Raw genomic sequence first — 18,938 nt, forward strand, 5'->3', positions numbered from 1 at the left:
CCTCCTTGCGTACGCGCCGCGCCTCTGCCCCCGGCACCGTGTGAGGCCTCAGCCTATCGAGATCCACTCACGTGCCCGAATCGCGGCACCACCTCGGTGCCCGCGCGACATGCGCGCGCCTCCCAGGACCGTACCCTTGCCGCCATGCGACACGGTTCCATCCCGGGCACCCACGGGCGCGTCCGGCCCCTCACCCTGCTCGGCGACCCCGTCCTGCGCACGGCCTGCGAGGACGTCACCGACTTCGGCCCCCAACTCGCGGAGCTCGTCGAGGACATGTTCGCGACCATGTACGCGGCCGAGGGCGTCGGCCTCGCCGCCAACCAGGTCGGCGTCGGGCTCAGGGTCTTCGTGTACGACTGCCCGGACGACGACGATGTCCGTCATGTCGGACATGTGGTGAATCCGCGTCTCGTCGAGGTGGACGGTGTGGTCCTGCGCGGACCGGAAGGCTGTCTCTCGCTGCCCGGTCTGGAGGCCGGCACCGAGCGGTACGACCACGCGGTCGTCGAAGGGCGCACGGTGACCGGTGAGCCGGTGACCGTGCACGGGACCGGCTGGTTCGCCCGGTGCCTCCAGCACGAGTGCGATCACCTCGAAGGCGGGGTGTACGTGGACCGGCTCGCCGGGTGGCGCAGGCGACGGCTTCTGCGGCAGGTGGCGCGGGCTTCCTGGAGTGGCTGAGCGAGTCGTGCGCCGCGGGCCGTGTCCGGCCGGCGGCGTCGCGACCCGCGCCCCTGACGGGTCGTCCACGTGATCCTTGATCAGAAACTCAGGTGACAAAGCGGGGTAGGAAACCGCGGTCACGCGAAGGGCCGGAAGCCTGATCAGAAGCCCGGTCCGCCGACGCGGTCGCCCGCCGCCGCGAGGCGGCCCCACAGCAGGTCGGCCAGGCTTCGCACCAACTCGGCGCGCGTGCACGGCCGTTCGCCGAGCCACCAGTCCCCGGCGGCGTGCATCATGCCGACGATCCCGTGGCCCCAAACCCGCGCGAGCTGCTGGCTGCCCGGTCCGAGATCCACCCGCTCCTCGATGACCTCGGCCAGTTCCTCGCCCATACGGCGCAGCACCGGCGCGGAGTACTTGCCCACGTCGAAGCCGGCGTCGCCCGGCTGGCCGCCCTCCGCCGGATGCATCAGGAACCGGTAGACCTGCGGTCGCGCCTCGATGGCGGCCAAGTACGTATCGAGCGTCGCCTCGACGCGCTCACGCCGCTCGGCCGGAGCGTCCAGTGCCGCCCGCAGCGCTTCGAGGAGTGCGTCGGTGTGCCGCTTGGCCAGTGCGGCGTAGAGGCCGCCCTTGTCGCCGAAGTGACGGTAGAGAATCGGCTTCGTGATGCCGGCCTCGGCGGCGATGGCGTTCATGGAGGCCCCGGGGCCGTCGCGGAGCACCACTCTGTCGGCGGCCTCCAGCAGTTCGCGCCGGCGGCGGTCGGCGGACCTCTGCTGATCGGTCCGCTGTGTGGTGTCCATGTGCTCTCCCCACCCGTGGTGATTCGGTGACGCCTGCGCAAACTAACACTGATCGCCGTATGGGTATCGAACGGGCTGCCGAGCGGAGCTCGGGAGTTGACTTTCTCTACTAGCCAGTAACAGACTCCAGTTACCGCAAGTAACAGTTTAGTGCAGCCCTGGAGGGGATATGGCCGAGTTCACCATGGAGCTCAACGACGAACAGAAGGAGGTCCGGGACTGGCTGCACGGCTTCGCCGCCGACGTCATCCGCCCCGCGGCCGCCGAATGGGACGAGCGCGAAGAGACTCCCTGGCCGGTCATCCAGGAAGCCGCGAAGGTCGGCATCTACTCCCTGGACTTCTACGCTCAGCAGTACTTCGACCCCACCGGCCTCGGTATACCGATGGCCATGGAGGAGCTGTTCTGGGGCGACGCGGGCATCGCCCTCTCCATCGTCGGCACCGGCCTCGCCGCCGTGGGCGTCCTCGCCAACGGCACCGACGAGCAGATCGGCACCTGGATCCCCCAGATGTACGGCGATGCCAACGATGTCAAGGTCGCTGCCTTCTGCTCCTCCGAGCCCGACGCCGGCTCCGACGTCGCGTCCATGCGCACGCGTGCCGTCTACGACGAGGCCAAGGACGAATGGGTCCTGAACGGCACGAAGACCTGGGCGACCAACGGCGGTATCGCCAATGTCCACGTCGTCGTCGCGGTCGTCGACGCCGACCTCGGCTCCAAGGGCCACGCCTCCTTCATCGTGCCGCCGAACACGCCCGGCCTGTCGCAGGGCCAGAAGTTCAAGAAGCACGGCATCCGCGCCTCGCACACCGCCGAGGTCGTCCTGGAGAACGTCCGCATCCCCGGCTCCTGCCTGCTCGGCGGCAAGGAGAAGCTCGACGAGCGCCTCGCCCGCGCCCGTGAGCGCGTCAGGGCGGGTGGCGGCGAGCGGGTGAAGAACGCCGCGATGGCCACCTTCGAGGCGTCCCGTCCGGCCGTCGGCGCCATGGCGGTGGGCACCGCACGGGCGGCGTACGAGGTCGCCCTCGACTACGCGAAGACGCGTGAGCAGTTCGGCCGCCCGATCATCGACAACCAGGGTGTCGCCTTCCAGCTCGTCGACATGGCCACCTCGATCGACGCGGCGCGGCTGCTGGTGTGGCGGGCGTCATGGATGGCGGTCAACGGCAAGCCGTTCACGTCCGCCGAGGGTTCGATGTCGAAGCTGTTCGCCAGCGAGACGGCGAAGAAGGTCACCGGTCAGGCGATCCAGATCCTGGGTGGCAACGGCTACACGCGGGAGTACCCGGTGGAGCGGATGCACCGGGACGCGGCCATCTACACGATCTTCGAAGGCACCAGCGAGATCCAGCGGCTGGTGATCGCCCGGACCCTGTCAGGAATGCCGATCCGCTGAGGCTTCCGCACGGCCGGGGCCTCGCGGCCCCTCGCGAGGTTCCCCGCGCCCCTGACGGGGGCACTGCGGGCCACCGGTGTCCCGAGCGCCGCGTGGAGTCCGCGCGCGGTTCGAAGGCGAGCACGAGCACGTCCGGCTCGCCTTCGAGTACGACGGTCACCCGAGGGCCTGGAACATCGCGTCGGACGGCTCGCACCGCTCGGACGGCTCGCACCCGCTCGGACAGGGGCGCCGGGGCCGGGCATGGCACCCTGGTCGGAGGGCCTCGGAGTCAGCCGGACCGAAGGAGCGCGCGATGACGCGGACGGCCAGGGAACTGCTGGAGAGCACGACCGGGAAACTCGCCCCGGACCCCCATGCGAATCGGCTGCTGCCCCTGATCGCCCGGGGCGCCGCCCAGCGCACCACCCTCGCGGCCCTGGCCCTCGAACAGCGTCATGTGATCGCCGCGGACCACCGCGCGTTCCTGCATCTGGCCGAACGGTCGGCGGCCGGCACCGGAACGTCCGCCGCGGACCCGGCGAGCGCCGCCTTCTTCGCGATGCTGGCGGAGGGCGAGGCACTGGCCGGGGACCGGCTCGCCGCGTTCGCCGCCGCCGTGGGAGCCGACGAGGCACAGGCGTCCGTGTACGAACCGCTCGCCGACTGCCAGGCCTATCCCGCGTACGTCGCCTGGCTCGCCCTGAACGGAGAGCCCACCGACGTGGTCCTCGCGCTCAGCGCCAACATCGCGGAGTGGGGCGGCTATTGCGCCACCATCGCCGAGGCACTGCGCCGCCAGTACGGCTTCGACGACGAGGCCTGCGGTTTCTTCGACTTCTTCGCCGGGCCGGCGCCCGAACTGGAGAGCAGGGCGCTGGCGGCCGTGCAGGCCGGGCTCGACGCCGGACGGGTCTCGCAGGACGACGTCCACCGCCACGGGCGGCTGCTCCAGGCCTATGAGACGAAGTTCTGGCACGCCCTGTGGGAACTGGACCAGCGGGTCGCCTGAGGCCGGGCCCGGCGGGTCGCCCGGCCCGGGGCCCGTGGGGCACCTGACCCGGGACCCGGAGGCGCCCGCCGCCCGCTCAGCGATCCGCTCGCCGCCCGCTCAGCGATCCGCTCGTCGTCCGGCCCGTCCGTCGTCCGGCCCGTCCGTCGTGCGGTACGGGCCGGCGTCCGGCGCGGTGTCGTCGCTCAGCGACCGGTCGGCCCGCTGCTGTGCGCGATGCAGGCGACGTCGATCCGGTCGGCCAGCTTGGCGAGTTCGATCGTGAGCGCGGCCACCGTGTCCTCGTCGAGACCGTCCTGACCGGCTTCCACCAGATGCAGCCACCGGCCGCCCACCGTACGCAGCAGCTTGCTGACGTCGGCGGCCGCCACCTGCAACGTGCCGCGGTCGTCGACGATCAGAGGGAGGGTCACTTCGCGGTTCACAGGGGGGATCGTAACTGCGGAACGCTCACGCTCCGTGCCATACGGTGGTGATGTTGCAGAACTCGCGGATTCCGTGCCCCGACAGTTCCCGCCCGTAGCCCGACCGCTTCTCCCCTCCGAAGGGGAACGCCGGGTGCGAGGCCGTCATCCCGTTGATGAACACCCCGCCCGCGTCCAGATCACGGACGAACCGCTCCACCTCGGCCTCGTCGCGCGTCCAGACGTTCGAGCTCAGCCCGAACGGGGTGTCGTTGGCCATGGCCACCGCCTCCTCCAGGTCGGCCGCCCGGTACAGCGTGGCGACGGGCCCGAAGGTCTCCTCCAGGTGGATGCGCATCGCGGGGGTGATGTCGGCGAGCACCGTCGGCGCGTAGTACCAGCCGTTCCCGAAGCCGTCGGGGCGTTCGCCGCCGCAGAGCACCGTCGCGCCGTTCTCCACCGCGTCGTCGACGAGTTCCTCCAGGTCGGTGCGGCCCTGTTCGGTGGAGAGCGGGCCGATGTCGGTGTCCTCCTCCAGCGGATCGCCGATCTTCAGCGCCTTCATGCCGGCTGTGAAGCGTTCGGTGAAGGCGTCGAACACGTCCGTGTGCACGATGAACCGCTTCGCCGCGATGCACGACTGGCCGTTGTTCTGCACACGTGCCGTCACGGCGATCCGCGCGGCGCGGTCGACGTCGGCGGACGGCATCACGACGTACGGGTCGCTGCCGCCCAGCTCCAGCACCGTTTTCTTCACCTCGTCCCCGGCGACCGAGGCGACCGCCCGCCCGGCCGGTTCACTGCCGGTGAGGGTGGCCGCCTTGACTCGGGGGTCGCGCAGGACGCCCTCGACCGCTCCCGAGCCGATCAGCAGCGTCTGGAAGCAGCCCTCGGGGAAGCCCGCCCGGCGGAACAGGTCCTCCAGGTACAGGGCGGTCTGCGGCACGTTCGACGCGTGCTTGAGCAAGCCCACGTTGCCCGCCATCAGCGCGGGCGCGGCGAACCGGACCACCTGCCAGAGCGGGAAGTTCCAGGGCATCACGGCGAGCACGGGGCCGATCGGCCGGTAGCGCACGAGCACCCGGGAGGCGCCGGAGTCCTTGACGTCGGAGGCGGCGGGCTCCTCGTCGGCGAGCAGTTCCTCGGCGTGGTCGGCGTACCAGTGCATCGCCTTCGCGCACTTGGCGGCCTCCGCGCGGGCCTGCTTGACGGGCTTGCCCATCTCGGTGGTCATCACCCGGCCGATGTCCTGCTGGTCCGCCTCCAGAAGATCGGCGGCCCGGTGCATCAGCCGCGCGCGTTCGGCGAAGGACGTGGAGCGATGGGTGCGGAACGCGGCCTCGGCGGCCGCGAGCCTGCGCTCGATCTCCTCGGCGCCGAGCGCGTCGTACGTCTTGAGTGTCTCGCCGTTCGCCGGGTTCACCGTCGCGATGGGCATGCCGACCTCCTGAAAGCGGGCTGTTCCTCGACCCTCCCGCGCGGTGCGGCGCTGCGCAACGCGGAGGGCCCGGGGTGAGGCGGCGCACCTGGCCGAACGCCGGCTCTCAGTGCGAGTGCTCCGCCAGCCGGTCGAGAAACTCGGCCTGCGCCTTCACGATCAGAGTCCGGGCCCGGTCCGGGGTCATCCACTCCACCCGGTCCAGCTCGGGGAACTCCTGCCGCTGTCCCGACTTCGGCGGCCACTCCATCGTGAAGGTGCCGGGGTCCACGGTCGCCGGATCGAGGTCCGCCTCGATCGCCCAGACCGTGACGACCTTGCCGTTCTTCTGGGTGACCTCGCCGAGCGCGAGCGCCTCCCCGTCCGGCGGCGGCAGCCCGAGCTCCTCCCGGAACTCGCGGCGGGCCGCGTCCCAGGCCGTCTCGTCGGGCTCGTACTCGCCCTTCGGAACGCTCCAGGCCCCGGCGTCCCGCCGGGCGAAGAAGGGACCGCCCATATGGCCGAGCAATACCTCCATGCCGCTGTCGGTGTGCCGGAACAACAGCAGTCCCGCACTCCTCCTGCCGTGCTTGCCGGGCTGATCTCCGCTCATCGGGTCACCTCCGGGTGTGCGGCGAGCAGGGTGTCGACCGTGTCGGCCTCGGCCGGTGGTTTGTCCTCGCGATAGCGCACGACCCGGGCGAAGCGGAGGGTGACGCCGGCCGGGTAGCGGGTGGACCGCTGCAGACCGTCGTACGCGATCTCGACGACGAGTTCGGGCCGTACGGTCACCACGTGGCCGTCGTCCTCGACGGCCAGCTCCCGGAGCCGCTCGGTCTGCCAGGTGAGCATCGCGTCGGTCATGCCCTTGAACGTCTTGCCGAGCATGGCGAAGGAGCCGTCGCCGGTGCGGGCGCCCAGATGCAGGTTGGAGAGTTTGCCCGTACGCCGCCCGTGACCCCATTCGGCCGCCAGGACCACCAGATCCAGCGTGTGTACGGGTTTGACCTTGAGCCAGGACGCACCGCGCCGGCCCGCGCTGTACGGGGCGTCGAGGGCCTTCACCACGACGCCCTCGTGACCCCGGGCCAGGGTGTCGGCGAGGAACTTCTCGGCCTCGGCGGCATCGTCGGGCCCCGACACCAGCGTCCGGCGGACCCGCATCGGTTCGGGCACCAGCCGCGCCAGCTCCGCGTGCCGCTCGGTGAACGGCAGGTCCAGCAGCTCCCGCCCGTCGACGGAGAGGGCGTCGAAGAAGACGGGGGAGACCGGCACGGTCTCCGCGGCCGTCGCCACGTCCACGCGGGAACCCACCCGCCCGGCCGTCTCCTGGAAGGAACGCGGCCGCCCCTGTGCGTCCATCGCGATCACCTCGCCGTCCAGGATGAACCGCTCGCCCCGCAACTCCAGTGCGGCGGCGGTCAGTTCGGGCAGCCGGTCGGTGATGTCGTCGAGGGTGCGGGTGTAGACGCGGACGTCCTCGCCGTCGCGGTGCAGCTGTACCCGGATGCCGTCGAGCTTCTCCTCGACCGCGCAGGCGCCGAGCTTGCCGACCGCCTCGGACACGGAGGCCGCGGTGTGCGCCAGCATCGGAAGCACCGGACGGCCGACGGTGAGCCGGAAGCCGTCCAGGGCCCCCGGGCCGTCCGCGAGCAGAGCCCGCGCCACCGCCTGCAGCGAACCGGCGAGCATCACCGCTCGCCGTACGTCCCCCGCGGGCGCGCCGGTCGCCTCGGCGAGTCCCTCGACGGCGACCGCGTCCAGAGCGCCCTGGCGCACCTCACCGGTGAGCAGTCCGAACAGGAAACGCTGCTCGTCCTCGGTGGCCGCGTCCATCAACTCGCCCACCAGACGCGCGCGTTCGGCCTGCGAGCCGGTGCCGGAGACCTGGCCGAGCGCGGTGAGTCGGGCGTCCACCTCGCGCACGGTCAGGGTGGGTTCGGCGGCGGGCGCGACTCGCTTGCTCAGCACCTTCCAGCCGATGCCGAGCCGGCCCTGCGGCAGCCGCCCCGCCAGATACGGGATCACGATCGGCACGTCGTCCGCCCCGGCGTCCCGGAACAGCTCCGCGAGCAGAGCGGTCTTCCGGGACCGCGCGGAAGTGGCGGCGACCTCCTGGGACACATGGGCGAGCCGGCTCAGCAGCATGCAGCCATGGTGCAACGCGCACGCCGGGTTCACACCCGAACGGGAGCCACACCCGTACGGGAGCCGGCGCGCGGTCGTAGGCGCCCCGGGGCCACCGGGGACGGGACAGCCCTTAGCCCCGCCCCCGTGCGACTGCCGCGTCCAGGTCGGTGAAGAGGAGTTCGCCGTTGAGGGTGGCCGCCGCGCGGTATCCGCCGCTCGCCGCGTTCACGACCTGCTCCGCGAAACCGACGGCGTTGCCCGCCGCCCAGACGCCGGGCACGCTCGTCAGCCCCGTCGGGTCGACCACCGGGTACGTACCGAACGGCGTCTCCCGCAGCTCCGCGCCCAGCCCGTCGAGCAGACCGGTCCGCGGCACGGGGCGCGGCGCCACGAACAGCACGGAGCGGTCGTGCGTGCTCCCGTCCGTGAGACGCACTCCGGTGAGCCGGTCGCCGTCGACCACCAGCTCGGCGACCTCGCCCGGCACCACGGCGACCCCGGCGGCGGCGAGCCGGCGCAGGTCCTCGTCGGTGAGCTCGTCCTCGCCGACCGTGTGCAGGAACAGCGTGACGTCCTTCGACCACTGGCCCACCATCAGCGCCTGGTGCACGCTCATCGGCGTACCGGCCAGCACGCCGAAGGCCTCGTCGCGGACCTCCCAGCCGTGGCAGTACGGGCAGTGCAGCACATCGCGCCCGAAGCGCTCGGCGACGCCCGGCACCGAGGGCATCTCGTCGACCAGGCCCGTGGTGACGATCAGACGGCGCGCGTGGACGGTCCTCCCGTCCCCGACGATGACGTCGAACTCCCCGGTGCCGTCCCGGACCACGTCCACCACCCGGTCCCGGACGATCTCCACCCCGTATCCCTCGACCTCACGGCGGCCGGCGGCGAGGAACTCGGCGGGCGGCATCCCGTCCCGGGTCAGATAGCCCTGCAGGTGCGCGGCGGGCGCGTTGCGCGGCTCGCCCGCGTCGACGACGAGCGTGCGGCGCCGCGCCCGGCCGAGGACCAGCGCCGCGGAGAGCCCCGCCGTGCCGCCGCCGACGACGACCACTTCGTATGTCTCGGTCATGGTGACCACCTCCACGGAGACGGTCGCCCCGACCCGGCCGGTTTGACAAATGGCTTTGCCGATTCTGCAATGAGGGGATGAGCGACGCGGCCCGTGCGGGCGTGAGTGACGGAGTCGGGCAGAGAGCGACCGGCGACGCGGGGACGGACGAGGTTCTCGCCGAGGTGGGTCCGCGGCTGCGGCGGATCAGGAAGGAGCGCGGCGCGACCCTGGCCGGACTGTCCGAGGCGACCGGCATCTCGGTGAGCACGCTGTCGCGGCTGGAGTCGGGGCTGCGCAAACCCAGCCTGGAGCTGCTGCTGCCCATCGCGCGGGCCCATCAGGTCCCGTTGGACGAACTGGTCGGAGCCCCGCCGGTGGGCGACCCCCGGGTGCGCGCCGAGCCGATCGTGCGGGGCGGCCGGACGCACTGGCCGCTGACCCGTCAGCCCGGCGGACTCCAGGCCTACAAGGTGCTCGAACCCCAGCGGACGATGGCACCCGATCCGCGGACGCACGAGGGCTACGAGTGGCTGTACGTGCTGTCCGGGCGGCTGCGGCTGGTGCTCGGCGAGCACGACGTCGTGCTGGGGGCGGGGGAGGCGGCGGAGTTCGACACCCGGGTCCCGCACTGGTTCGGGTCGACGGGGGAGGGGCCCGTGGAGTTCCTGAGCCTGTTCGGGCCGCAGGGGGAGCGGATGCACGTACGGGCGCGGCCCAAGGTGCGGGGCAAGGAGCTGTGAGCACCGGCCGCGGGGCGGCTCGCACCGGGCGTGGCGAAGACGACGCCGCAGACTGTTCCCAGGTGGGCAAGCGACCGCTTAGTATGCGATCGACCCCGGTCAGACGACGCAGTCCCCTGGAGGCCCCGCATGCAGGCATGGCAAGTGCACCAGAACGGCGAGCCCGCAGAGGCGATGCGCCTCCAGGAGGTGGATCGGCCGACACCCGGTGACGGCCAGGTCCTGCTCAAGGTGCGCGCCGCGAACATCAACTTCCCGGACGCGCTGATGTGCCGCGGCCACTACCAGGTCAGGCCGCCGCTGCCGTTCACGCCCGGGGTGGAGATCTGCGGCGAGACCGAGGACGGACGCCGGGTGATCGCCAATCCCGCGCTGCCGCACGGCGGATTCGCCGAGTACGCCGTCGCGGACGCCGCCGCGCTGCTGCCGGCGCCCGACGCCCTCGACGACGCCGAGGCCGCCGCCCTGCACATCGGCTACCAGACCGGCTGGTTCGGCCTGCACCGCCGGGCCCGTCTGGAGGCCGGCGAGACCCTGCTCGTCCACGCGGCCGCCGGCGGGGTCGGCAGCGCGGCCGTGCAGCTCGGAAAGGCGGCCGGCGCGACCGTCATCGGTGTCGTGGGCGGCGCCGACAAGGTCGCCGTGGCCCGCGAGCTGGGCTGCGACGTCGTCATCGACCGGAAGACCGAGAACGTCATCGGCGCCGTCAAGGAAGCGACCGGCGGACGCGGCGCGGACGTCATCTACGACCCCGTCGGCGGCGAGGCCTACACCCAGTCCACGAAGGTCGTCGCCTTCGAGGGCCGGATCGTGGTCGTCGGCTTCGCGAGCGGCTCGATCCCGAGCCCCGCGCTGAACCACGCCCTCGTCAAGAACTACGCGATCCTCGGCCTGCACTGGGGCCTGTACAACACCAAGAACCCGAAGCTGGTCCTGCACTGCCACGAGCAGCTCACCGAGCTGGCCGCACGGGGCGCGATCAAGCCGCTGGTGAGCGAGCGGGTGCCGCTGAGCGGGGCCGCCGCCGCCGTGCAGCGGGTCGCCGACGGACTCACCACCGGCCGGATCGCCGTGGTGCCCGCACTCGAGAACGGAGCCGCCGCATGACCGACGCAGCCGAACTGCGCCGCCGCACCCAGGAGTTGCTGGCCGCGCACCCTCCCCTGGAAACCGATCGCGTGGACTTCCTGAAGGCACGCTTCGACGCCGGACTGGCCTGGGTGCACTACCCCGAGGGCCTCGGCGGCCTCGGCGCCCCGCGCAGCCTCCAGGCCGTCGTGGACGCCGAGCTGGCGGCCGCGGGCGCGCCCGACAACGACCCGCGGCGGATCGGCATCGGCCTCGGCATGGCCGCCCCGACCATCCTCGGCTTCGGTACGGAGGAGCAGAAACGGCGCTTCCTGCGGCCCCTGTGGGTCGGCGAGGAGGTGTGGTGCCAGCTCTTCAGCGAGCCCGGAGCGGGCTCGGACCTCGCCGCACTCGGCACCCGCGCCGTCCGCGCCGACGGTGACGAGGCCGGGAGCGGGGGAGAGTGGGTGATCAACGGACAGAAGGTGTGGACCTCCAGCGCCCACGTCGCCCGCTGGGCCATCCTCATCGCCCGCACCGACCCCAACGTGCCCAAGCACCGCGGCATCACGTACTTCATCTGCGACATGACCGACCCGGGTGTCGAGGTACGGCCGCTGCGCCAGATCACCGGCGAGGCCGAGTTCAACGAGGTCTTCCTCACCGACGTCCGCATCCCCGACGAGCACCGCCTCGGCGAGGTCGGCGACGGCTGGCGGGTCGCCCAGACCACGCTGATGAACGAGCGCGTGTCCATCGGAGGCATGCGCATCCCGCGTGAGGGCGGCATGATCGGCCCCGTCTCCAAGACCTGGCGCGAACGGCCCGAACTGCGCACCCACGACACCCACCAGCGGCTGCTGAGGCTGTGGGTCGAGGCGGAGGTCGCCCGGCTCTCCGGCGAGCGGCTGCGCCAGCAGCTCGTGGCGGGCCAGCCGGGCCACGAGGGCTCCGGCATGAAGCTCGGCTTCGCCCGGCTGAACCAGGAGATCAGCGGACTGGAGGTCGAACTCCTCGGCGAGGAAGGCCTGTTGTACGACGACTGGACGATGCGCCGACCGGAAATGGTCGACTTCACCGGCCGGGACGCCGGCTACCGCTACCTGCGCTCCAAGGGCAACAGCATCGAGGGCGGGACCAGCGAGGTCCTGCTCAACATCGTCGCCGAACGCGTCCTCGGCCTGCCGTCCGAGCCGCGCACCGACAAGGACGTCGCATGGAAGGACCTCGCCCGATGAGCCAGGTGAGCACCGAGCCCGATCTGCTCTACACGGAGGAGGAAGAGGCGCTGCGCGCCGCCGTCCGCGACCTCCTCGCCGACCGCTGCGCCGCGGCGGACGTCATCACCCGCAGCGAGTCCGGCACTCCGCACGACCCCGAGCTGTGGAAGGCCCTCTCGGACGGCATGGGCCTCGCGGGCCTCCTGGTGCCCGAGGAGGAGGGCGGCCAGGGTGCCACGCACCGCGAAGCCGCCGTGGTCCTGGAGGAGTTGGGCCGCGCGGTCGCGCCCGTGCCCTATCTGACGAGCGCCGTGGTCGCGACCGAGGCGCTGCTGGCCTGCGAGGGACCGGTCGCGGCCGAACTGCTCGCCGCGCTCGCCTCCGGCCGTACGGTGGGTGCCCTCGCCGTCCCGCTGAACGTCGGACCGGGCGCCGCCTACCAGGCCGTACGGCTGGAGAACGGCTCCCTGCACGGCGAGTTGACGGGCATCGCGGACGCGGCGGCCGCCGACGTACTGCTCGTTCCGGCCGAGGACGGCGGGCTCTACGCCGTCGACACGGACGCCGTCACCGTCGTCCCGCAGGTCTGTCTCGACCAGACCCGTCCACTCGCCCGGATCACCTTCGACGGAGCGCCCGCACGGCCGCTCACCCCGGACGCGCCCGCGGCCGTACGGCGTGCCCTGCGGGCCGGTGCCGGACTGCTGGCCTCCGAGCAGCTCGGGCTGGCCGACTGGTCGCTGACGGAGACGGTCCGCTACCTCAAGGAGCGCAAGCAGTTCAACCGGCCGGTCGGCGGATTCCAGGCGCTCAAGCACCGGCTGGCCCAGGTGTGGCTGGAGGTCGTCAACACGCGCGCCGCCGCGCGGAACGCCGCCGACGCGCTGGCCACCGGCAGCCCGGACAGCGACGTGGCGGTCGCCGTCGCCCAGGCGTACGCGGCACCCGTCGCCGTGCACGCCGCCGAGGAGGCGCTCCAACTGCACGGCGGCATCGGCATGACGTGGGAGCACCCGGTGCACCTCTGTCTGAAGCGCGCCAAGGCCGACTCGATCGCGTACGGCACGGCGGGCGCGCATCGCGCGGCCCTGGCCGAACTGGTCGATCTCCAGGCGCCCTGACACGGTCCCGAGAAAAGCCCGCCCCGACCGGGGCGGGCTTTTCCGTGCGCCCGCGACCTGCGGGGCAACGCCGGACCGGGCCCGGACGCGGTGAAGTGAACGCGCAGCGTCGGTCCGGCCAACTCCCTTCAGGGCAGGGTTTCTTGGGCTCTGCCGAACCGCATACTCCCTGAGGTCCCGTACGGCACACCTCAAGGGAGGCAGAGCATGGCCCTTACCACCCGTCGCAGAGCCCTCACCACCCTCGGCGCCGCTCTCGCGGGCTCGATCGCCCTGCCCGCGTCGCGGGCCCTGGCAGGCGACGCGAAGCCCCGGACGCGCCCCCTGTGGCGCGCCCACGCGCACAACGACTACGAGCACCCGCGCCCCCTCTTCGACGCGCTCGACCACCGCTTCGGCAGCGTCGAGGCCGACATCTACCTCGTCGGCGACCAACTCCTCGTCGCCCACGACCCGGTGGACCTCGATCCCACCCGCACCCTCGAATCCCTCTACCTCGAACCGCTGGCCGCCCGGGTCAGGGCCAACCACGGTTCGGTGTACCGGGGTCACCACAGGCCGCTGCAACTCCTCATCGACATCAAGACCGAGGGCTCCTCCACGTACCTCGAACTCGACCGCCATCTGCGCCGCTACCGGCACCTGTTCACGACCTACGCGCACGGCAAGGTGCACCCCGGCCCGGTCACGGCCGTGATCTCCGGGGACCGCGCCGCACGGGCACCCATGGAGGCGCAGACCGTACGGCGCGCCTTCTACGACGGCCGGCTCGCCGACCTCGGCAGCGCCGCCCCCGCCTCCTTCATCCCGCTGATCAGCGACAACTGGACCCTCAACTTCAGCTGGCTGGGAGAGGGCCCGTTCCCGGGCGCCGAGCGCGAGAAACTGCGGGGCATCATGGCGACCGCGCACGCGCGCCGGCAGCAGGTCCGCTTCTGGGCCACACCCGATCTGGCGGGTCCGACACGCGAGGCGCTCTGGCGCGAACTGCTCGCCGCGGACGTCGACTACCTCAACACCGATGACCTGGGCGGTCTCGAAGAGTTCCTGGACGCCCACGACCGGCGGTAGAAGACCACTCGTTCGGAGGACACGTCAGCCGCCCGGACGAAGCCTCCGCTACGCCACACTTACGGCCGAACGCCGCGAAGTGGACGTGGCGGAGGAGGTTGACGATGGCCATTTCCATCTCTGTGGTGCTGCTGCTCCTGGTGCTGGCGGTGATTTTCCTCCGCAACGGAGGGCTGAAGATCTCCCACGCGCTGGTCTGCGCGCTGCTCGGGTTCCTGCTGGCCAGCACGAGCATGGCGCCCACCATCCACAGCGGTCTCACCGCGACGGCGGACATCGTGGGCAGCCTGACGCCATGACGTGCCGCCGCGTCACGGGCGCGCGAACACCCCGATGCCGTTCGCGACGGGACGCTCGGCGCCGCCGCTCGGGTGGTTGAGGACACTCACGGTGTCCGCCCCCGCCTGCCGGGCGACCATCGTGGTGGATCCGCCGCCGTCCAGGCTGAAGGCGTCCTGCGAGCCCAACTGCCGCATCGCCGCCGTCACTTCGGCGATGGTGAGTCCGCTACGGAACTCCGGGGCGCCGTCCAGGGCGAGGAGCTGCATCCGGCGCCCGTGGTCGGAGAAGCCCACCGCGGTCCGTACGGCGGAGGTCCTGTCGTCCAGACCCGGCAGCGGCACGCCGTCGGTCATCATCGGGTAGCCCCCGACGGCGAAGCGGTACGGCACCCGGGAGGACTCCGCCACCAGTCGGTGCCGCACCCCGACCCATTCGCCCACGGACAGCTTCCGCAGCCGCTGGGCGCCCGTCTCGCGGCCGACCAGCACGGTGGTGCCCGGTGCGATGGCTCCGCTGCCCGGAGTGTCGGCGGCGGACACGACCCGCCCGCGGCGGACCGTCACCTCGTAGGTGTCGGTGCTGCACGGCGCGGCCCGGTCGGTGTCCGTGCCGCAGGTCGCGCGCACCCGCGAGACGCTGCCCCAGTCCGCGGTGAACGCGCCGACGGAGCCGACCGGGAGCGCGTACTGGTTGAACCCGCCGAGCGGCCAGGTGCCGTCGGAACTGCGGACCGAGCCGTCGAGGGCCACGCTGTCCAGCCGGGCCCGGCGATCGACGCCCACACCGAACACGTCCTCGGTGGTCGTGCCGGGCGGCAGCGCCGGTCCGAAACGCTGGCCGTCGGGGACCGCCGCCTTGAGCCCGCGGCCGCTCGCGATCGCCGGACCCACGGTCGCGCCGGTCGCCTCGACGCCAGGATGCTGGGTTTCCGTGATGTTGAAGAAGTCGCCGTTCACTCCGGCGACCGCGCCCCGGGAGTCTGCCAGCTGGGAGACGGGCGCCCGGGACGCCACGACTCCGGGGTACAAGAGGTCGACTCGCACATGGGGATTGCGCAGATCGACGCTCAGTACGTGTGCGTGCGCCACCCCCTTGGCGGCCGGGATGTCCACCTGCGTGTACTCGACGCCGGGCGCGATGTCCTCCGCGCCCTCCGCGCCGCTGGCCGGTGCCGCCCCGATCAGGGCGACACCGGCCAGCGCTCCGCATGCCGTGAAGACCGTCAGTGCTGATCTGAAACGTCCGCCGCGACGCGTCACAATGCCCCCTGATGTCTCGTCAACTTTCCCAGGACTCAGGGAAATTGCACCAGAGGTGGGTGCCCGGTCCGGTGGCTAGGCGCCGACGACGCGGGAACGGATCAGAAAACGCACTCCTTCGGGTGCTTCGAGGGAGAAGCCGCTGCCCCGGCCCGGCACGACGTCCACGATCAGGCGCGTGTGGTTCCACAGTTCGTACTGGCTCTTCGAGATCCAGAAGGTGATCGGCTCGTCGACGCCCTCGACCTCCAGTTCGGCCAGCAGGACGTCGGAGCCGCCGGTGCGGAACTCGCCCTCCGGGTAGCACATGGGCGCGCTGCCGTCGCAGCAGCCGCCCGACTGGTGGAACATCAGCGGTCCGTGCTGGGTGCGCAGTCGCCGCAGCAGCTCGGCGGCCGCGGGGGTCAGTTCCACGCGCGGGACGACGTCCATCTCTCTCCTTGTGTGGGGATCCGGGTCTTCAGGCCGGGCGGCGCAGTACGCTTTACATCTGCCTTCGGCAGCGGTCAGGGCTTGGCCGTCATGAGACTCCTTGGAGTCGAGTGAGAAGCCCCCTCGTTTACGAGGGGGAGGAGTCACCGGCTCTTCCCCTCGGGTCTCACCCGTGTCGCGGATTAGCCGACCATCCCGGACGTTGCGAGAGGGTTGCACGCCCCGGACGCACAAGAGACCGGCCCCCGGTGACGCCCGCGTGATGCGGGTCGTCACCGAGGACCGGCCTCGGGAGCGCTCGTGCCGGCCGACGAGGTGTCAGCCGTGGGCGCGGACGCGGTGGGTCAGCAGATGCGCGGCAGTTGCTCTCCGAGCGGCATGTCCACCACGCGGGTGCCGCCCAGACCGGTGGCCGCGACCACCATGCCGGGGTGGTCGGGGACGCACCGGCCGATCGCCACGGACTCCTTGCCCAGCGGGTGGGCGCGCATCGCCGCGAGCACGGCGTCGGCGTGCTCCGCCGCCACGAACGCCACCAGCTTGCCCTCGTTGGCCACGTACAGCGGGTCGAGGCCGAGGAAGGCGCAGGCGTTGGCGACCGTTTCCGGGATGGGCAGGGACCGCTCGTCGAGCGTGATGCCGACTCGCGCGGCCGTGGCGATCTCGTTCAGCGAGGTGGCCAGACCGCCACGGGTCGGATCGCGCAGCACATGCAGGTCCGGGCAGACGGCCAGCATGTCCGCGACCAGTCCGGCGAGCGACGCGGTGTCGCTCTGGATCTCGATGCCGAACTCCAGCCCCTCCCGCACGCTCATGATCGCCACCCCGTGCACGCCGATCGGCCCGCTGACCAGCACCACGTCACCGGGTGCCGCGCGCTGCGGGCGGATGTCGACGCCGTCCGGGATCAGGCCGATCCCGGCGGTGTTGATGAAGATGCCGTCGCCGTGGCCGGCGTCGACGACCTTGGTGTCGCCGGTCGCGACGACCACCCCGGCGGTCCGGGCCGCCTCGCCCAGCGCCTCTGCCACGCGCCCCACGACGGAGAGCTCGACGCCCTCCTCGAGGATGAACCCGCAGGAGAGGTAGGCCGGTACGGCCCCCGCCATGGCCAGGTCGTTGACCGTGCCGTTGACGGCGAGGTCCCCGATGCTGCCGCCGGGAAAGAACAGCGGGCGGACGACGAAGGAGTCGGTGGAGAAGGCGAGCCGGGCGCCGCCCAGCAGCAGATGCGCGGAGTCGCCGAGCTCGGCGAGCACGTCGTTGCCGAAGGCGGGAGCGAACAGATGCTCCACCAGTTCGGCGGAGAGCGTGCCGCCACCGCCGTGCCCCATCACGATCCTGTCGTGGTCGCGCAGCGGCGCGGGGCAGGTCCAGGAGGAGAAGTCGACGGGAGCCGAAGCGGTGTCAGCCAACGGAGCTCGCCTCCTTGTCCGGGGTATCCAGCCGCCGGTAGAGGTAGTAGGCGGCGCACGCTCCCTCGCTGGAGACCATGGTCGCGCCCAACGGATTGCGCGGGGTGCACTCCTTGCCGAACGCGGCGCACTCGTGCGGCTTGATGAGCCCCTGGAGCACCTCGCCGCTGCGGCAGACGGTCGACTCCTGGGTGTCGATGCCGGTCACCGCGAAGCGGTGCTCGGCGTCGTACTCGCGGTACTTGGGCGACAGCCGCCAGCCGCTCTGCGGAATCATGCCGATCCCGCGCCAGGCCCGGTCGGTCACCTCGAAGACATCGGACAGCATGGCCCGGGCCGCCGGACTTCCCTCGGGCTGCACGGCCCGCGGATAGGCGTTCTCCACGGTGTGCTGCCCCGCCTCCAGCTGCCGTACCGCGCGGCGGATGCCCTCCAGGATGTCGAGGGGCTCGAAACCGGTCACCACGATCGGCACCCGGTGCCGCTCGGCGAGTTCGGGATACTCGCCCATGCCCATCACCGTGCAGACGTGCCCGGCGGCGAGGAACGCCTGCACCCGGCAGTCCGGCGAGTTCATGATCGCGTCGATGGCCGGGGGCACCTTGACGTGCGAGACCAGCAGGCTGAAGTTGGGGATGTCCAGCTTCTTGGCCTGATAGACGGTCATCGCGTTGGGCGGCGCCGTGGTCTCGAAGCCGATGCCGAAGAAGACGACCTGCCGGTCGGGGTTCTCCTGCGCGATCTTCAGCGCGTCCAGCGGCGAGTACACGACGCGTACGTCCGCGCCCTCGCTCTTGACCTTGAACAGGTCGCGTCCGCTGCCGGGCACGCGCAGCATGTCGCCGAAGGAGCAGAAGATCACGTCCGGGCGGGAGGCGATCTCCAGTGCCTTGTCGATGATCTCCAGCGGGGTCACACAGACCGGACAGCCCGGCCCGTGGATCAGCTGGATCTCCTCGGGCAGGAGCTGGTCGATGCCGTGGCGGATGATCGAGTGCGTCTGACCGCCGCACACCTCCATGATCGACCAGGGCCGGGTGGTGGTCGCCCTGATGTCGTCGAAGAGCCGCTTGGCAAGGACGGGGTCGCTGAACTCGTCCAGGTACTTCATGACCGGGCCTCCTTCTCGAAGCCGTCCACGGGCGGGCGTCCGGTTCCGGCGGGGCGCTCGGCACCCGCGTCCCGGGCGGCCTTGCCCCAGGCGTCGCCGAACTCCTCCTCCAGCACTCCGAGGTTCTCGAAGAGCTCCAGGGTCTGCTTCGCCGACTCCTCGTCCAGCCGCTGCAACGCGAATCCCACATGGACGATGGCGTAGTCACCGACCTTCATGTCCGGCACGTACTCCAGACACACGTTCTTGACGACACCGCCGAAGTCCACCTTGGCCATCCGCGTCGCGTCGCGTTCCTCGATCTCCAGCACTCGGCCGGGTACGGCCAGACACATGACTCGCTCCTGAC

The 18,938-nt window shown here is 71.6% G+C and carries 20 protein-coding genes; 9 read left to right on the top strand and 11 right to left on the bottom strand.

Translation table 11 applies throughout. The features are described 5' to 3' along the window. The first annotated feature begins 144 nt into the window (after positions 1–144). Complete coding sequence (def, locus tag ABZX90_RS19530) at positions 145–684, top strand: peptide deformylase (protein ID WP_351127025.1); 540 nt, start codon at positions 145–147, stop codon at positions 682–684. A gap of 143 nt (positions 685–827) precedes the next feature. Here def and ABZX90_RS19535 read toward each other — a convergent pair whose 3' ends face one another. Then, on the bottom strand, positions 828–1,472 hold the full coding sequence (locus ABZX90_RS19535) for a TetR family transcriptional regulator (protein ID WP_326789157.1): 645 nt from the start codon (positions 1,470–1,472) through the stop codon (positions 828–830). Between the two features lie 169 nt (positions 1,473–1,641). On the opposite strand from ABZX90_RS19535, the gene ABZX90_RS19540 reads away from it, so the two are divergent. Together ABZX90_RS19540 and ABZX90_RS19545 are read left to right on the top strand one after the other, a co-directional pair. Next, positions 1,642–2,871 carry an acyl-CoA dehydrogenase family protein gene (locus ABZX90_RS19540; protein ID WP_351127027.1) on the top strand — a complete coding sequence of 410 codons (1,230 nt, stop codon included), beginning with the start codon at positions 1,642–1,644 and terminating at the stop codon, positions 2,869–2,871. A gap of 295 nt (positions 2,872–3,166) precedes the next feature. Then, entirely contained in the window at positions 3,167–3,862 is a 696-nt protein-coding gene (locus ABZX90_RS19545; RefSeq protein WP_351127029.1) for a transcriptional regulator, read from the top strand. A gap of 185 nt (positions 3,863–4,047) precedes the next feature. On the opposite strand, the gene ABZX90_RS19550 is transcribed toward ABZX90_RS19545, so the two are convergent. From ABZX90_RS19550 to ABZX90_RS19570, 5 genes are all read right to left on the bottom strand, one after another. After that, a complete protein-coding gene (locus ABZX90_RS19550) occupies positions 4,048–4,287 on the bottom strand; it encodes a DUF6213 family protein (RefSeq protein ID WP_326789160.1) in 240 nt (79 codons plus the stop codon). A 25-nt stretch (positions 4,288–4,312) separates the two neighbouring features. Next, complete coding sequence (locus ABZX90_RS19555) at positions 4,313–5,704, bottom strand: NADP-dependent succinic semialdehyde dehydrogenase (protein ID WP_355206380.1); 1,392 nt, start codon at positions 5,702–5,704, stop codon at positions 4,313–4,315. A gap of 106 nt (positions 5,705–5,810) precedes the next feature. Beyond that, a complete protein-coding gene (locus ABZX90_RS19560; RefSeq protein WP_351127034.1) occupies positions 5,811–6,296 on the bottom strand; it encodes an NUDIX domain-containing protein in 486 nt (161 codons plus the stop codon). Beyond that, a complete protein-coding gene (locus ABZX90_RS19565) occupies positions 6,293–7,831 on the bottom strand; it encodes an ATP-dependent DNA ligase (protein ID WP_355206383.1) in 1,539 nt (512 codons plus the stop codon). Before ABZX90_RS19565 ends, ABZX90_RS19560 begins: the two co-directional genes overlap by 4 nt. A gap of 112 nt (positions 7,832–7,943) precedes the next feature. Continuing rightward, the gene (locus ABZX90_RS19570; protein WP_351127038.1) at positions 7,944–8,888 is read right to left on the bottom strand and encodes an NAD(P)/FAD-dependent oxidoreductase; all 945 of its coding nucleotides are present in this window, start codon (positions 8,886–8,888) and stop codon (positions 7,944–7,946) included. A gap of 77 nt (positions 8,889–8,965) precedes the next feature. Here ABZX90_RS19570 and ABZX90_RS19575 point away from each other — a divergent pair, with 77 nt between their 5' ends. The 6 genes from ABZX90_RS19575 to ABZX90_RS19600 all read left to right on the top strand — a co-directional run bounded on the left by ABZX90_RS19575 (position 8,966) and on the right by ABZX90_RS19600 (position 14,389). After that, entirely contained in the window at positions 8,966–9,610 is a 645-nt protein-coding gene (locus tag ABZX90_RS19575; protein WP_351127040.1) for an XRE family transcriptional regulator, read from the top strand. 129 nt (positions 9,611–9,739) lie between these two features. Next, positions 9,740–10,717: an NADPH:quinone oxidoreductase family protein gene (locus ABZX90_RS19580; protein ID WP_351127041.1), complete on the top strand. Its 978-nt coding sequence runs from the start codon at positions 9,740–9,742 to the stop codon at positions 10,715–10,717. Next, a complete protein-coding gene (locus tag ABZX90_RS19585) occupies positions 10,714–11,916 on the top strand; it encodes an acyl-CoA dehydrogenase family protein (protein ID WP_351127043.1) in 1,203 nt (400 codons plus the stop codon). Before ABZX90_RS19580 ends, ABZX90_RS19585 begins: the two co-directional genes overlap by 4 nt. Then, positions 11,913–13,019: an acyl-CoA dehydrogenase family protein gene (locus ABZX90_RS19590; protein ID WP_355206388.1), complete on the top strand. Its 1,107-nt coding sequence runs from the start codon at positions 11,913–11,915 to the stop codon at positions 13,017–13,019. Before ABZX90_RS19585 ends, ABZX90_RS19590 begins: the two co-directional genes overlap by 4 nt. A gap of 207 nt (positions 13,020–13,226) precedes the next feature. Continuing rightward, entirely contained in the window at positions 13,227–14,090 is an 864-nt protein-coding gene (locus tag ABZX90_RS19595) for a phosphatidylinositol-specific phospholipase C/glycerophosphodiester phosphodiesterase family protein (protein WP_351127047.1), read from the top strand. A gap of 104 nt (positions 14,091–14,194) precedes the next feature. Continuing rightward, entirely contained in the window at positions 14,195–14,389 is a 195-nt protein-coding gene (locus ABZX90_RS19600) for a hypothetical protein (RefSeq protein ID WP_261704269.1), read from the top strand. 12 nt (positions 14,390–14,401) lie between these two features. On the opposite strand, the gene ABZX90_RS19605 is transcribed toward ABZX90_RS19600, so the two are convergent. The 5 genes from ABZX90_RS19605 to ABZX90_RS19625 all read right to left on the bottom strand — a co-directional run bounded on the left by ABZX90_RS19605 (position 14,402) and on the right by ABZX90_RS19625 (position 18,924). Beyond that, positions 14,402–15,631 carry a phosphodiester glycosidase family protein gene (locus ABZX90_RS19605; protein ID WP_355206391.1) on the bottom strand — a complete coding sequence of 410 codons (1,230 nt, stop codon included), beginning with the start codon at positions 15,629–15,631 and terminating at the stop codon, positions 14,402–14,404. 75 nt (positions 15,632–15,706) lie between these two features. Further along, positions 15,707–16,063: a DUF779 domain-containing protein gene (locus ABZX90_RS19610; RefSeq protein ID WP_351127050.1), complete on the bottom strand. Its 357-nt coding sequence runs from the start codon at positions 16,061–16,063 to the stop codon at positions 15,707–15,709. A gap of 344 nt (positions 16,064–16,407) precedes the next feature. Next, on the bottom strand, positions 16,408–17,478 hold the full coding sequence (gene hypE / locus ABZX90_RS19615; protein WP_351127052.1) for a hydrogenase expression/formation protein HypE: 1,071 nt from the start codon (positions 17,476–17,478) through the stop codon (positions 16,408–16,410). After that, on the bottom strand, positions 17,471–18,589 hold the full coding sequence (gene hypD / locus ABZX90_RS19620; protein ID WP_351127054.1) for a hydrogenase formation protein HypD: 1,119 nt from the start codon (positions 18,587–18,589) through the stop codon (positions 17,471–17,473). Before hypD ends, hypE begins: the two co-directional genes overlap by 8 nt. Further along, complete coding sequence (locus ABZX90_RS19625; protein WP_351127056.1) at positions 18,586–18,924, bottom strand: HypC/HybG/HupF family hydrogenase formation chaperone; 339 nt, start codon at positions 18,922–18,924, stop codon at positions 18,586–18,588. Before ABZX90_RS19625 ends, hypD begins: the two co-directional genes overlap by 4 nt. Between the last annotated feature and the right edge of the window lie 14 nt (positions 18,925–18,938).

Source organism: Streptomyces sp. NPDC002935, assembly GCF_040611295.1.
In the GTDB taxonomy this organism is placed as follows: domain Bacteria; phylum Actinomycetota; class Actinomycetes; order Streptomycetales; family Streptomycetaceae; genus Streptomyces.